The sequence below is a fragment of the uncultured Mucilaginibacter sp. genome, from assembly GCF_913773635.1.
Classification (GTDB): Bacteria; Bacteroidota; Bacteroidia; order Sphingobacteriales; family Sphingobacteriaceae; genus Mucilaginibacter.
Genome location: NZ_CAJYGQ010000003.1, coordinates 227,530 through 243,013, shown reverse-complemented (window position 1 = coordinate 243,013; position 15,484 = coordinate 227,530). Strand labels below are relative to the sequence as shown.

Genomic DNA, 15,484 nt, shown 5'->3' with positions numbered 1-15,484 from the left:
ATACTTGTTTATGAGATTCATTGTTTCGACGTTAACTTTACTGAAGCAATTGCAGGCTGTAAGCGGCGCTTTAAGCAGCAGCACAGTGTTGCCAATACTGGAAAACTTTTTATTTGAAATTAAAGAAGGCAACCTTACCATATCGGCTACAGATTTGCAAACGAGCATGACTACGTCATTATCGGTAGAAGCAAAAGAGAATGGTCGTATTGCTATCCCATCACGCATTTTACTTGATACGCTGAAATCATTACCTGAGCAGCCTATTGCTTTCTCGGTAGATGACAAAACCTTTGCTATTGAGATAAGTGCCGGTGATGGAAAATATAAGCTAAGTGGTGAAAACGGTGAGGATTTCCCAAAAATTCCTGTTGTTGAAAACGCATCGTCAGTTAACTTACCGGCATCTGTTTTAGCCGAGGCAATTAACAAAACTATTTTTGCTGTAAGTAATGATGAGTTGCGCCCTGCCATGACAGGTGTATTTTGCCAGCTGTCAACTTCATATTTAACTTTTGTATCTACTGATGCGCACAAGTTGGTTCGTTACCGTCGTAAAGATGCACAGGCCGCCAGCAATACATCATTTATATTACCAAAGAAAGCATTAAACCTGCTAAAATCGGCTTTGCCATCAGAAGATGTTAATGTATCTGTTGAATACAATAATACCAGTGCTTTCTTCAAGTTTGGTAACATTAACCTGGTGTGCCGTTTAATTGATGAGCGTTACCCTGATTATGAAGCTGTAATACCACAAAGCAACCCTAATAAGATGACTATTGACCGTCAGTCTTTCCTTGGTTCATTACAGCGTGTGGCCATTTATGCAAATAAAACAACACACCAGGTACGCTTAAAAGTTAGCGGAAGCGAGTTAAATATATCATCAGAAGATATTGATTTTGCTAATGAGGCGCATGAGCGCTTAAGCTGTCAATACGAGGGCGACGATCTTGAGATTGGCTTTAATGCCCGTTTCTTAATTGAAATGCTTAAAAATTTAAGCAGCGAAGAAGTAGCATTGCATATGTCAACTCCTAACAGGGCAGGTTTGCTATTGCCTCAAGGCGGTGATGAAAACGAGGATGTGCTGATGCTGGTTATGCCGGTGATGCTTAATAGCTATGCATAAGTTTTAACTTAATTATAAATCCAAATTAAAGTCCGGTTACCAAACCGGACTTTTTTAGTTAGCCGTATATAACAAACCGTAGAAAAAGCAGTTATAAATTCGGATATGTATAAAAAAGCCAATTTAACCGTTTTAATTGCAACAGTTTTGCTGGCTTTTTGCTCGTGCGTAAAAAATGATCCTCCGGTTGCCAATCCGGGCACGGTGAACTTAAATGTAATTAATGCTATTACCGATACATCTATCGTAATTAATTATTACATAAATGGCGCACGTCAAAACAGTGTTACAGGTATTTACCCATTGGCAAACAGCGGTTATAGCGCAGTAAACCGCGGAGAAACCGTGATTGCTTTCAGGCGTTTGTTTGATAATCAGAACTATAACTATGCCGATACACTTTTTACTCTTCCGGTAAAGCTTGATTCGGCTGCCTCAAATGTGAGCTATTCTTTATTTTTAAGCGGCCTCAACCGCAATTCGGCTTTTTTAATAAAAGACACGCTTGCATCCGACGCTAAAAATGCCCTATTGAGATTTGTACCTGCAACACAGGAGATGCCGCAGGTGAGGGTTTATTTAAATGATACTTTAAGATTTACCAGCAGTAGTTTTAAGGCTGTAAGTGCTTTCATACCTGTAGGTAACGGAAAAAAAACAATCAGAATATCGCCTTTGAATACCAACGAGGTTTTGTATACATCGAATATAACTCTTAACGCCGGCACCATTTACACGCTGTTTAGTCAAGGAAGGCGCAATAGTTTCAGGGCAGGTTTAATCGTAAATCAATAAACATGTTAAAAAAGAACACTATATTTTATAGTTTATTTACACTTAACTTTTTATTACTTGCGTTGCCCATGCTAAGCTCATGCGGCAAAGAAGATGACACTACCCGAGCTGCCTCCGATATAAGAATACAAATACTTAACCTTAGTCCCGATGCATATCCGGTACAATTGTTTATTAATGGTGGCGGATTAAACCGTTATAGCTACAACACAACGCCCGCTTATTTTTACCTCACTTCTGACCAGGCCAGATTTCCACTTCAACTGCGCTCCACCCGTACCGATGATAATGGCGTAACACTCAGCTCAGATTCTGTGACTTTGCCTAATACGCGTTACAGTTTATTTTTCACCGGTTTGCGTTCAGAAAAAACTTTAAGAACAATATTAACTGTTGATGATACTGCTTCATTACCGCCTATAGGCAAGGGTGGCCGGGTACGCTTTGTAAACACTGCCGCCCGTAATACAGGTGCTCATGATATTTATGCCAACGGAGTAGCTATCATTAGGAATGTTGGCTTTGCCGAAGTGTCAAACTATTTCACATTGCCACCCGGCAATTACAACTTCAGAATTTATCCGGCAAATACCTCGGCCACCAGCCTTGCCGAACTCAATAACATTACCGTTCAGGATGGCCGGCTGTACACCATTTACTCGCGCGGAATAGTAGGCCGCGCCCCTACTGATAGTGCTGCATTCAACATAGCGGTGCTTGCCAATAACCCGCCGGAAAATAACCGGTAGTGTGCAAATATTTGTTACTTTTACGCCAAACTGTAACAACGGTGGAAATTATAAAAGAACTTATTGACTTTATTTTGCACATTGATAAGCATCTTGTGCAAATAACCAGCCAGTACCAAGCCTGGACTTATCTCATCCTCTTCGTTATCATCTTTGCTGAAACGGGCTTTGTAGTAACACCGTTTTTGCCCGGCGATTCACTGCTATTTGCTGCAGGAGCTTTAATAGCTACCGGTAGCTCAGGTCTTGATATTTACCTGCTGGCTATTTTACTTATTATTGCTGCATTTTTAGGCAACACAGTAAACTACCAGCTAGGCCATTATTTAGGAGCACGCGTTTTTAAGCCCGAAAATAAAGTACTTAAACTTGATTATTATCTTAAAACCAAAGCTTTTTTTGATAAGCATGGCGGTAAAGCGGTTATATTTAGCAGGTTTATGCCCATCATCAGAACTATAGCACCATTTGTAGCGGGCGTTGGGCGTATGCCATTTGGCCGTTACAGTTTGTATAACATTGTTGGAGGGTTTGCCTGGATTGTAACCTTCTTATTTTTAGGTTATTTACTAGGTAACGTTCCGTTTTTCAAGAAAAACTTTTCGCTGATAGCACTGGGTATAGTTGTAGTGTCGTTACTTCCGCCTATATGGGCAGCATTACGGAGCAGGTTCTCGCGTAGCGCGTAATGATGATGATTTTACCTCAGGCAGCGGTTTGTTAACTGTGCCGTATGCGGGTAATACTGCAATCTTTCCAATTTTATACAAAGCCGCTTCATGAGCGGTTTTTTGTTTTACGGAGTCGGCCAGCAAATCAGTTAGCTTACCTAAATCAGGCTGGCCTGCATCAACCCAAGCCGAATACCAATAGCTTCCTGTGTTAAGAATGGCTATACGCAACCGCCGCTGTACCATACCTTTTAATGCTGTGTGATAAGCACGGCAGTAAGCAGCCGAAAAGTCTTTTATTTTGCGCTTACCGCGCAATATGGTCTCATACTTCTCATTGGCCGGAAACGCCCTATCAACCAAACGCTGTACACGCAACACCGAATCGGTGCATTTAAAGGAGCTCCTGCATAGTATAAACGCCTGCCATAACGGATTCTCAATGTAGCGCGCCTTACCTACGTTGTAATTATAAGTATTGCCAAACTGCTCGGGTAAACGGCTTTCCCATAAAGCATGTAGCCCGCTTTGGTGGGTTAGTTGCCCATCGTGGTTCATTGTTGTATGCAAGGGTACACAAGCGTCAGCCACGTAGTGGCCTAAGTAAGCCGAGTAATGCCTTATTAATGATGTATCATGGCTTTTAAATGCATCAACAAGCTTATAGTAGTTGTACTGAATTGTCCAGGGAAGTGTACCATATTTATATAAGGTATCGGCCGAATATTTTTTGATGGCATCTTTCCACTTTTGTGGTACGGTATGAAAGGGATCTTTACCGTAATGATCGGCATCAAAAAAGTGCCTCGGTATTTCGGCCGAATCAACATAGCGTCGTTTATCGGCACTAATTGCATGTTCAGTAATAAATTCAATATTTGCCCGGTAAAAGGCACTCATTGAGGCAGGGAGGGTATAAACAGCTACTCTGTTTATTCTGAAATGAGCGTAAAAACCCCACGAACTCATCAGGAAAAGCAACGCAGTATACAGCATTAAACGCACTGAAAATTTCACCTTGCACTTTTCATTTATAAACCCTTGAAATAGTTGTGTTAATTCTTTTAAGCTAATTAACGAACAAAACCCGTGGCAAACAAATACTATAACACCATGTTTTACGTACTTATACAAATAACACGGTTGCTATACAACCCAATTTGTTCATCTTAAAATCATCTATGAAAAATTTCACTTCTGCATTTAAAATTACGGCTCGTTATGCATTTATGAGTTTGTTAAGTTTAAGCCTTTTCTCTTCCTGTAAAAAAGACGACCCTTACAATTTTGAAGAAACCCTGCATTCACGTGTTAACTTAATTAATGCAAGCCCCGATGCTCCTGCCGCACGTTTATATGTTGATGATGTATTACGCACCCCTAACGGTGTAAATTTTGGTGAGGCATCAGGCTACTATGATACATTTTCGGGTACGCAGGATGTAATCATCAAATCTGCTTCGGGCGAGGCAACGCTTGCTACCACCAATGCCGGCTTTGATGTAGAAACAAGTTACACTTACATGCTTATCGGTCAAAACAGTGCATTGAGCGTATTGGCCGTTACTGATGATTTGGCGGCACCTGCATCAGGTAAAGCTAAAATAAGATATGTAAACGCATCGCCAAACTCATCGGGCGTTACACTTAACAACGGAAGCACAGTATTGGTAGGCGCACAAAACTTCAGAGGTGTTGCGGCAACTACCGAGGTTAATGCTGGCAGCTATACTTTACGTGCTTATAACACTGGTGCGTTTCCATCAGCCGCAGCAACAGTAAACCTTGAAAGCGGTAAAATTTATACTGTTTATGCAAAAGGCCTGGTTGGCGGAACCGGCAACCAAGCATTTAGCGTGGGTGTATTTACCAACAAATAGTCCTGTGCAAACTATATAACGTGCTGAAAATTATTTTGTAAGAGATTTGCAACTTGTAAATATTTGTACTACATTTGCAGTCCGAAATTAAAAAAGATAATTAGCTAAAATGGCAAATCATAAATCAGCAATTAAAAGAATCAGGGCTAACGCTGCGAAGCGTCTGCGTAACAGATATCAGGCTAAAACTACGAGAAATGCTATCAAAAAGTTAAGGGCTTCTACCAGCAAAGAGGAAGCTACTCCTTTATTGAGCAAAGTAATTTCAATGCTTGATCGTTTAGCTAAGAAAAACGTAATTCACAAAAACAAAGCATCTAACAATAAGTCAAAACTGACTAAATTTGTTAACGGCTTAAAATAATATTTCAGTTTTATGCTGATATGGCCGCTTCATGCAAATGGAGCGGCTTTTTTTGTTTGCAGTTTACAAACGTAAAAAACAGGTTATACAACCATGTTCAATGAGCAGCATATTTAAAAGCTGTATATTGGTTGTTTAAAACTGTATTACTTATTCACTCAAGCAAATGAGAAAACTTTTACTACCTGTTTTGCTGCTAAGCTGTGCTGCTGCCAATGCTCAAAACAGCAAAGCACTTACGGTTACTGATTATGAACGGGCCGAAAAGTTTATGGGCTACAACACGGCTCCGCTTATTGACGGAGCAAACGTACGCCCTAACTGGTTCACAGGAGATAGCTTTTGGTATCGCAACCTTACCCCTAAAGGCTCAGAGTACATAATTGTTGATGCGGCAAAAGGCACACGCAACCTCGCATTTGATCATGATAAATTTGCCAGCGAACTATCAAAGGCCACTCAAAGCACATTTAAGGCCGAAGCGCTGCCTGCAAGCATTAGCTTTACTGACGATGGTAATTTTGCGACCGTTTACGCAGGTAATAAATACTGGAACTACAATCTCCAAACGGGTACTTTAAGCGAAAACACCAACCCTGCTCAAGGCAACCGTAGCGCAACTATGAACAGGCGTAACGCTATGGCAGGTGGCGTCATTTCGCCTGATGGCAAACGCATGGCTTATATTAATGATTATAATCTTTGGGTACGTGATTTAGCCACAGGTAAACAAACCCAGCTAACAACCGATGGCGAGAAGGACTTTGGTTACGCAACAGACAATGCAGGCTGGTCGCATAGTGACGCTGCCATTCTGAAATGGTCGCCCGATTCTAGAAAAATAGCCACCTTTAAGCAAGACCAGCGTAAAGTTGGTGACATGTACCTCGTAACAACAAATGTAGGTACGCCTGCCCTGAAAGCATGGAAGTATCCACTTCCCGGCGATAAGGATATTGCCATGATTCATCGTTGCATTGTAGAGGTGGACAACCCCAAAGTAATAATGCTTAAGGTAGAAGCAGACCCTCACCGCGCTACCTTAAGTGATGATATTTCAAGCAGCGGCTCGTTAGATGATGTAAACTGGAGCGCCGACGCTACTCAACTGGCCTTCGTATCAACATCGCGCGATCACAAACAGGAAAAGGTGCGTATTGCCAACGCAGCAACAGGCGCGGTGCGTGAGGTTTTTGAAGAGGTTGTACCCACACAATATGAATCAGGCTGGGGAAGCATTAACTGGCGCTACCTGCCCCAATCAAACGAAATAATTTGGTTTTCAGAGCGCGATAACTGGGGACACCTTTATTTATATAATGCAGCTAACGGCAAACTTAAAAACCAAATAACCAAAGGCAATTGGGTTGTTACACGTTTACTTAAAGTAGATGAAAAAAACAGGCTCATTTACTTTGTAGCTAACGGGCACGATAAGATAAACCCTTACTTTAGCCATGTTTTTAAAATCGGTTTCGATGGCAAAAAACTTACTGATTTAACGCCTGAAACCGGCTTTCATCAGGTTACGTTTTCACCATCAGGCAACTATTTGGTAGATACTTACTCACAACCTAACGTTGCGCCTGTTACAGTACTGCGTAATAAAAACGGCAAAGTAATTACTACTGTACAAAAAACAGATGTATCAAGGCTTAGTGCATCAGGTTGGAAAGCGCCCACTCCCATTACAGTGAAAGCACATGATGGCAAGACTGATTTGTACGGTTTAATGTTTACACCCACCAACCTTGACCCAAGCAAAAAGTATCCTATCATAAACTACATTTACCCTGGTCCGCAGGGTGGCAGTATGGGCGGCAACTGGGGCTTTTCGGCTGCCCGTGGCGATCACCAGGCTCTGGCCGAACTTGGATTCGTAGTTGTACTTATAGAAGGCACAAGCAATCCGCTTCGTTCAAAAAGCTTCCATGATATGGCTTATGGTAAAATGTCAGAAAACACACTACCCGATCAGGTTACCGGAATGCAGCAACTGGCTCAAAAGTATCCGTACATTGATATTAACAGGGCTGGTATGTGGGGGCACTCGGGTGGTGGTTTTGCTACTGCATGTGCTATGTTTAAATATCCAGACTTTTTCAAAGTAGGTATATCAGAATCAGGCAATCATGACAACCGTAACTACGAGGATGATTGGGGTGAACGCTATATTGGCTTACTTACCAAGGACGCAAGCGGCAAATCAAACTATGAAGACCAGGCCAACCAAAATTTTGCAAAAAATTTGAAAGGAAAACTGATGCTGGCTCATGGCATGATGGATGACAACGTACCTCCTTACAACACGTTACTTGTTGTGGAAGCACTTGAAAAAGCAGGTAAAGACTATGACCTAGTAATATTTCCTAACAGCGCGCACGGCTATGGCCAATACAGCTATTACATGACCCGCAGGCGCTGGGATTATTTTGTGCGTTACCTGATGGGGGCTGAAACGCCTAAAGAATACCAATTAAAACCACAAATTGATATAAGATAAAATCAGCCTACAGGGCTTAGCAATTAACTGCTTTACCTGTAATATAAAGGCCATAGTGAAGTTTCACTGTGGCCTTTTATATTTAAGCTTTGTTGAATTGAAAGCTTTGGCTAACATTCAAGGTATTGCACTGATGATAAATTTTCAATAGTTTCAAGCCGTGGAAGCATATGAAAGCAAAATAAGCATAAAGGCCTGGGCAGAGGAAGACCGTCCGCGTGAAAAACTTAACAGCCAGGGACGCCGTGCGTTAAGTGATGCCGAATTGATTGCTATTTTGATTGGCTCGGGCAGCCGTACCGAATCGGCAGTTGAACTAAGCAAGCGAATTTTGCACCATTATGATAACGACCTGCAAAAGCTTGGGAAGGTTTCAGTTGCTGAGCTTTCGAAATTCAAAGGTATTGGTGAGGCAAAAGCAATATCCATTATTGCGGCACTTGAATTGGGCAGGCGACGTACCGATACCGATGTAAAGGTGCCTGAAACTGTAGCCGGTAGTAAAAGTGTTTACCAAGTTATGAAAAGGCATTTAGTTGATTTAAACCATGAGGAGTTTTGGATTTTACTGCTAAGCCGAAGCTGCAAAATTATTTCTAAAGAGTTAATTAGCAAAGGTGGACTTTCAGGAACAGTTGCCGACCCTAAAATAATCTTCCATGTTGCCCTGCAACATCAGGCATCCTCCATTATTTTAACCCACAATCATCCTTCGGGCAACCTTAAACCCAGCCAGCAGGATATTGATTTAACCCGTAAAATACACCAGGCCGGAAAAATTCTGGATATAGGCGTTCTCGATCATTTAATTATTACCGACGGCGGCTATTTTAGCTTTGCCGATGAAGGGCTGATTTAATGACTAAATGCCCAGGCTTTAAGCTAGGGGCAAGCTAAAGTAAAATGTAGAACCAGCACCAGCTTCACTTTCTGCCCAAATTTTGCCGTCATGGCGGTTCACAATTTCGGCGCATAAGTAAAGCCCTATACCAAACCCTGATATGGTTTGTGTTTGGTTGTTATCTACCCGGTAATAGCGCTCAAATAGTTTTTCTAAATCCTGCATTTTTATGCCAATTCCCTGGTCTTTTACGCTCACACGTATTACACCATCTAGTATCTCACACCCAACTTTGATGTGGGTATTACGTGGCGAATATTTTATTGCGTTACTTAACAGATTTGATATAACAGTTCCTATTTTTTCCCTGTCGGCGTTTACGTTATGGCTGTCGCATTGATGCAAACTAATGCTGTGACTTGATGTAGTAAGCTGTGTTTCTTCAACCATATCATGTACCAAAGTAGCTAAGTCAAAGATCTGCTTATCTAAATGGATTTTACCTGATTCCAACCTCGAAACATTAAGGAAGCCGTTGATCATGGTAGTCATTTTTCTAACCTGAATACTTACCTTATCCAATGCATTTGTAGTGAAGCTATCACTGCTGTTACGAGCCTTTGCATGCAACATTTGAACGTAAGCACTTAATGATGTGAGCGGCGTTTTAAGCTCATGGCTTACCATGCCTATAAAATCATTTTTACGCTGCTCATCCTGCTTTTGCTCAGTAATATCAATAATTACGCCCGAAAAGTAGGTTACACCGCTTTTGTTATCATCATTTAACCGGCCCGATGCTCTGATCCAACGTATCTTCTTGTCATGGTGCCCAATTACCGGGTGTTCAATATTATATACCTCACCGTCAGCAATTGCCTTGGCAACTGCCTTTTCAACCAAAGCACGGTGTTCATCGGGTATACAGTTAACTGCATCTGCGTAATCAACCACATCATCGGCATAAAAGCCAAACAGCTCTTTCATCCTGCCCGATACCCTGAACTCGCGGGAGTTGATATCCAAATACCATGTGCCTACCCTTGCAGCCTCTATAGACAAGCGCAACATCTCTTCGGCCTGTTCAACAGTGTTGCGCGCCCTTACCTGCTCTGTAATTTCGTTAGCAACTACCATTATGCTAAAGGTATTGCCATTATTATCCTTTATAGGATGATATACATAGTTAAAGTAGCATTCTTCTAAAACACCCCCGCGTACTAATAGTACTTTTGCTTCATCTCCTGAGTAAGGAACACCGCTTTCATAAACGTTTTGCAAAAGCCCTATATAGGCCTGCCCTTCCAACTCCGGAAGGGCAATATGCAATGGCAAATTCAATATAGCCTTATCTTTACCCCAAACCTCCAGCAACTTGTTATTAGCTGCTTCAACAATAAGGTCTTGACCGGTAATTATACCAATGGCTACAGGCGCATCAGCCACCATATAGCGTATACGAGCTTCACTTTCTGCCAGCTGAGCAACAGTGCGCTGCAAACTTTCTTGAGTATGCGCTAACTCTTCGTTAGTAGTCACCAATTCTTCATTAGCGGCTGCTACTTCCTCGTTAGTTGCTGTCAGCTCCTCGTTTAATGATTGCTGTTCGCTATAGCTCTTCTCCAGTAATAGCCGGTTCTCTACTGTTTCTGTAATATCTTCGGCCGCTACAATTATGCCCGTAACATTACCATCGGCATCAAAAACAGGATCATAATAAAAGCTTACGTATTTTTTTACAGCTCCTTTTGGCGTATCAAGAAGAAAAGCTTCCTCTTCTTGCCCATATGATGTACCGGTATTATAAACGCGGGTTAATAATCCGGGAAATGGTTGTCCTTCCAATTCAGGGAGTACATCAAGCAGCCTTTTGCCGGTTACTTCCTCTATACTTTTTCCCCATAGCTTAACTAATTGCTGGTTGGCGACGTCAATAACCCAATCACGGCCACGTAGTATCATCAAGGCATAATGAGCCGACATTACCAGGTTGCGTAAGCTGTGTTCACTTTGCTCAATTGCCTTGCGTGCCTCAACCTGCGCTGTAACATCAACAGCCGATTGAACAATGCCTTTTATTTCGCCGTTTTCATACAATGGCCGGTATGATACATTAAAAAAGCCGCGTGACTGCTGCCCGTTGCGTTTTAATACAACGGGTTGCTCATGACCTTTCCATTCAATGCCGGTTTTGAGGACCTCATTTAATTTATCAACTATAGGTTGCCCAATAAGCTCGGGAATTACTTCCAGCAGGGGCTTGCCTTTGACATCCGCCGTGCGGTCTATCATATCAAGCATAGGCTGGTTAAAAATATCAAATAGCAACTGCGGGCCACGCAGTACCAGCATAGCAACGGCCGATTGTTCAACCAACTGCCTGAACCGAGATTCGCTTTCAGTAAGAGCCTGAGTACGACTGCTGATGCGATCTTCCAGTTCATTATTCAAATCGGCCAGATTTTGCTGAGATTTATGCAACTCATCATTAGTAGCACCCAGTTCTTCATTAGTTGCAGCAAGCTCTTCATTTAAAGCCTGCTCGCGTTGCAAGGCTGTGCTTAAACTAAAGTTATAACCGTTATTAAGTATAATACCCGCATAATTGCCAACAGATGCGAGGAAATGCTCATAGTCATTATCCAGCTTTTTCCTGGGCGACACGCCTAACACCAAACTTCCTTTAACATTGGCCTCGCCCCCGCTTATAGATACAACGTACGCCTCACGGCAAGTTTCGTTCCATTCACTTGTTACAGGCTCCGCTAGCTCATCAAGGTTTTCAATATGCTCCGGACTGCTGCTAACCATCACCTTTTTAACTGCCGCATCAAATATGTGTTGATTAAGGGGCAGGTTTGTACTTACAACAGTTTGCCCGGCCTCAGGTACATTAATATTGCCTGACAGCTGCAGTTTATAAAATGGAATATCGCTACTGCAGGTGGCTAAAATTTGCTGTATAATGGCAAGGCTTTCCTGCACACTATGCGCACTGTTAACAGCATGCTGCAGGCTTTGCAAAATCTTATTACGCCTATCGTTAATTACCTTGTAGGTAGTTTCAATAACTGCATTAAATACACCCTCAACAACACCATCTTTATTTATAATGGGCGAAAGCGTGTAATCAAAATAACATTCTTCGGTATAGCCATAACGGCGCATCAGTAATAATGCATCAGGCTTGCGTATGGATTGACCTTGGTATAATACGCCTTCAAACTCGCTGTTTAAGCCATCCCAAATTTCGGCCCAGGCAACTGCACCGGGTTTGCCCAAAGTCCATGGGTGTTTATCACCAGGGATAGAGCTGTAAGCATCATTATATAATAATATATACTGAGGGCCCCAGTATATTGCAATTGGAAAGCCTGAATTAAGACTTATACTAATCGCCTGCTTCAAACTTTCGGGCCAGGCATCGGGCATTCCCAGTGGATGGTTGGACCAGTCAGTTGAGCGCAGTAGCTTGCCGGTCTGGCCTCCGCCATGCAGGAATATGGTAGAATCACTCACGATAGTAGTATTATAGTAAATTGGCTAACCGCAAAATAGCATTAATAATCTTAACCTAAAAATCTAAAAATAGTTGACGGATTTAATAATTTTAACTATTAATTAGTTGTGTTAAATACAGTCTGCCGGTAATTATTTTTCAACCCTTATTGTTGACCTTTGTATACCAACATTACCCTGCAAATCGGCACCTTCAATATTAATAGTATAGCTGCCCACGTTATCAGCAGTGTAAAAGGTAATTTTTGCCTTGCCATCTTTACTGGTAACAATATTAGGGTCCCAGTGTACTGTTGAACGTATATCAGTCATATCCGGATTAGCACCTGCCTTATATTTTGGGGCATAAAAAACTTTAGGCAGTGCAAATGGCATAGGGCGGTAAACATAAGTACCAACCGCCTTTTTCATGAAAGGCCCGCTGCCGCTGCGTGTGGTAACCTCAACAAAGCAATGCTCAAACGGAATAGCTAATGGGTTTTTAGATGCAATAAACGCCGAAAAGTAGTTTAGCGAATATTTTGAGCTCGACATCACCTCAATTCCCTTAATTTCCTCGGCATCGTAATAATCCAGGTACTGGTCATAATATTGATAGCGTGCCAAGCCACCATCAGGGTTAAAAAAGTAGTCAATTTCAACGCCATCAATAATTAAGTGCAGCAAGTTGCTATTGATTACATACTCTTTGTTAAAATTCTTTAACGTTTTAAGATAAAAGCCTTTTACCCTTTTTTCGAGTAGTTGCCGCAAGGCTGTACGGCCCGATCGTTTTAGCTCTTCCTCGTCTATAACCACGTCAGACCCGCCTGCGCCATTGAGGTTTTTTGAACCCTTAATTACCTTTTTTGCTTTTACCTCTACGGCTTTCAACACATTGCCTTGCGTAACGCGGTTCTGCTCTTCTTTAAGTTGCTTTTGTTTATTCTTTAAGCGCAACTGTGTGGTATCAATATTCACATACCATGGCACAAGCCTCCCTGCCGGAGCTTTAAAAACAGGTGGTACAAACTCTTCCATTTCAATACCTACGTTGAAGCTTTTGCCGCGCTTATTTTTTGCCTGCAAGAAATAAACTGCCGTATCAGACGGGTAAATACCATTAAATATAAATATGCCTTTATCGTTAGACGTAGTATCAGTAATTAAAAATGGCTTTTTTGAAAACAGCGTTATACCTGAATTTGATACAGGTTTGTTAAAAGCGTTGGTTACCTTACCACGTATGGAAAACTGCTGTTCGGCATTAAATGTCATTGGTGCTGCCGGTTTAAAATAATTATCCCATTTGTAGCCTACCCATCCATGCACCATAAGTAACTGATCGGTTTGCTGCCACTTAAGTGCATCGGCGGCAGGGTTAGTATAGTACCCGGGATCTTCAATTACACCATTCAAACTTGAGGTAACGTACAAATAGCTATTGATACGATTGGCAGCAAGCGTATCGGTCTTAGCCTGACTATCATCTGTCACGGCTAAAGAAAATGATCCTATAACGGGGTTGCCATCTTTATCCCTCACTTCCATTTGTAAGGCAACACTGTCTCTGCGCCCGTAAGCCGGCTTTGAAGCAGATAGCTTTATTTTAAGCTTATCGGCATGATCAATATAAATCATACGTTCGTTTAAAACCGTCTTCCTGGCGTCAAGCAGCATAAAGCGTGTAATACCTGTAGGCAGTAGATTTTTTGCAATGCAAAGTTTCGTTGGTTCGGCCAGCAATTTGAACGATGCTCCGTAGCAAATCATGCCACGTGCCTGCGCAATTAAGTAATACGTTCGGCCAACAATTAACGAATCGGCAGAGCCATTAATTATTACCTCACAAGAGTCGGCTTTGTACGGATTACTAACCCGTAAACTGAGCCCTTTTAAGGCAACAGCAGGCAAAGTAAAACTTTTAGATAATACGCCATTATTTTGAAGCCTGGCGGTATAAACCTCATTTGCAGCAGGAGTAAAATCAAAAACACCAATTCCTTTATGTATTGATGCAAATGAAGCCACTTCCTCCATCTTTCTGTTGAAAACCTTTCCGCTAACGTTTGTACTTAAACCGTTTTCGGTAACTGCTTTAAATGCAACATGCGCAGGTATACCTGCAACAAGGTTACCACCTTCGGGCATAAACTGCACATCAATATTTTCCCTACGGTTAAGCATGAGGGGCATTTCGATAACACGGTTACCCGCATTTTTGCGCATGTCTTTAAGGCTTAATGAAAGGTTTTGGATATTGACCTTATCAGGCAAATTAAAATTGACATCCATTTCGCCCCCCAGGTCGGTTTGTACATCGCTCCGGAGCAAGGTACGTTTACCATCACTCAGCCGCAGTTGCATCTCTCTTACCCGTACCGGGTCTTTGTCTAACTGGTTAACCAACAATTTAAGGCGCACGTTATCTTTACCATTTAAGCTTGTTGTTGCAGCATTATAGTTCACCAGCCAGCTATCGTTAGTGGCAGCACCCGATACATAGAAGTGCTTTTGAAACGCTGCATCTTCACCAAAGTTGCGCATCCAATTGGTGTAGCCCCTTAAAACATATCCGCCTTGCGGCACATCCTCCGGTTGCAGCACAATGTTACCATAAGTTAAGCCCATGTAAACCGGCAGCATAACGCGCTTAACTAACCGGTTGCTGTCACTGGCCAATTCAACATATAACAAACCACTTTTAGTTGATGAGCTAAGCGATGCCTCGTTTAACAAATAACCTTTAAACCACAGGGTATCACCGGCCTGGTAAGATTGTTTATCGGTTTGGAGGTATAATTTTTCAATAGCAAGTTTTTCGGTAGTTGAATTTACTGTTGTAATTACGCTATTAAGGTAAGCCCGCGTTGGCGATTGCGCAAAGCAATTACCGCAAATGATTATACCGGTAATAAGAACATACCAGGTTATTAAACATTTTAGCATAAGGAGGTAGATTAGGTTAGCAAAAATAAAGTTATAGTTTATTATTCTAACTTTCAAAACATCGGCAATAACATGTATGCCATACTAATAAGTTCGCTT

At 41.9% G+C, this 15,484-nt stretch carries 11 protein-coding genes; 8 read left to right on the top strand and 3 right to left on the bottom strand.

The annotated features are described in order from the left end of the window. Positions 1–10: 10 nt before the first annotated feature. The 4 genes from dnaN to QZ407_RS02430 all read left to right on the top strand — a co-directional run bounded on the left by dnaN (position 11) and on the right by QZ407_RS02430 (position 3,368). A complete protein-coding gene (gene dnaN / locus QZ407_RS02445) occupies positions 11–1,135 on the top strand; it encodes a DNA polymerase III subunit beta (protein WP_295767468.1) in 1,125 nt (374 codons plus the stop codon). 105 nt (positions 1,136–1,240) lie between these two features. After that, a complete protein-coding gene (locus QZ407_RS02440; protein ID WP_295767467.1) occupies positions 1,241–1,930 on the top strand; it encodes a DUF4397 domain-containing protein in 690 nt (229 codons plus the stop codon). Positions 1,931–1,932: 2 nt separating this feature from the next. Beyond that, positions 1,933–2,679, top strand: coding sequence for a DUF4397 domain-containing protein (locus tag QZ407_RS02435; protein ID WP_295767466.1), 747 nt, complete (start codon positions 1,933–1,935; stop codon positions 2,677–2,679). A 41-nt stretch (positions 2,680–2,720) separates the two neighbouring features. Further along, complete coding sequence (locus QZ407_RS02430; RefSeq protein WP_295767465.1) at positions 2,721–3,368, top strand: DedA family protein; 648 nt, start codon at positions 2,721–2,723, stop codon at positions 3,366–3,368. On the opposite strand, the gene QZ407_RS02425 is transcribed toward QZ407_RS02430, so the two are convergent. Next, complete coding sequence (locus QZ407_RS02425) at positions 3,339–4,367, bottom strand: zinc dependent phospholipase C family protein (RefSeq protein ID WP_295767464.1); 1,029 nt, start codon at positions 4,365–4,367, stop codon at positions 3,339–3,341. The genes QZ407_RS02430 and QZ407_RS02425 overlap by 30 nt on opposite strands. A 164-nt stretch (positions 4,368–4,531) precedes the next feature. Between QZ407_RS02425 and QZ407_RS02420 the strand changes: the two genes are divergently transcribed. From QZ407_RS02420 to radC, 4 genes are all read left to right on the top strand, one after another. Next, complete coding sequence (locus tag QZ407_RS02420; RefSeq protein WP_295767463.1) at positions 4,532–5,230, top strand: DUF4397 domain-containing protein; 699 nt, start codon at positions 4,532–4,534, stop codon at positions 5,228–5,230. A gap of 109 nt (positions 5,231–5,339) precedes the next feature. After that, the gene (gene rpsT, locus QZ407_RS02415) at positions 5,340–5,594 is read left to right on the top strand and encodes a 30S ribosomal protein S20 (protein ID WP_157540629.1); all 255 of its coding nucleotides are present in this window, start codon (positions 5,340–5,342) and stop codon (positions 5,592–5,594) included. 166 nt (positions 5,595–5,760) lie between these two features. Then, the gene (locus tag QZ407_RS02410; RefSeq protein WP_295767462.1) at positions 5,761–8,097 is read left to right on the top strand and encodes a S9 family peptidase; all 2,337 of its coding nucleotides are present in this window, start codon (positions 5,761–5,763) and stop codon (positions 8,095–8,097) included. 160 nt (positions 8,098–8,257) lie between these two features. Continuing rightward, positions 8,258–8,956 (top strand): DNA repair protein RadC, encoded by a 699-nt coding sequence (radC, locus tag QZ407_RS02405; protein WP_295767461.1) that lies wholly within the window; start codon positions 8,258–8,260, stop codon positions 8,954–8,956. Positions 8,957–8,974: 18 nt separating this feature from the next. Here the strand turns inward: radC and QZ407_RS02400 are convergent, their stop codons facing one another. Together QZ407_RS02400 and QZ407_RS02395 are read right to left on the bottom strand one after the other, a co-directional pair. Beyond that, complete coding sequence (locus tag QZ407_RS02400; protein WP_295767460.1) at positions 8,975–12,457, bottom strand: PAS domain-containing protein; 3,483 nt, start codon at positions 12,455–12,457, stop codon at positions 8,975–8,977. A gap of 132 nt (positions 12,458–12,589) precedes the next feature. Further along, positions 12,590–15,385 (bottom strand): hypothetical protein, encoded by a 2,796-nt coding sequence (locus QZ407_RS02395; protein WP_295767459.1) that lies wholly within the window; start codon positions 15,383–15,385, stop codon positions 12,590–12,592. Positions 15,386–15,484 lie beyond the last annotated feature (99 nt).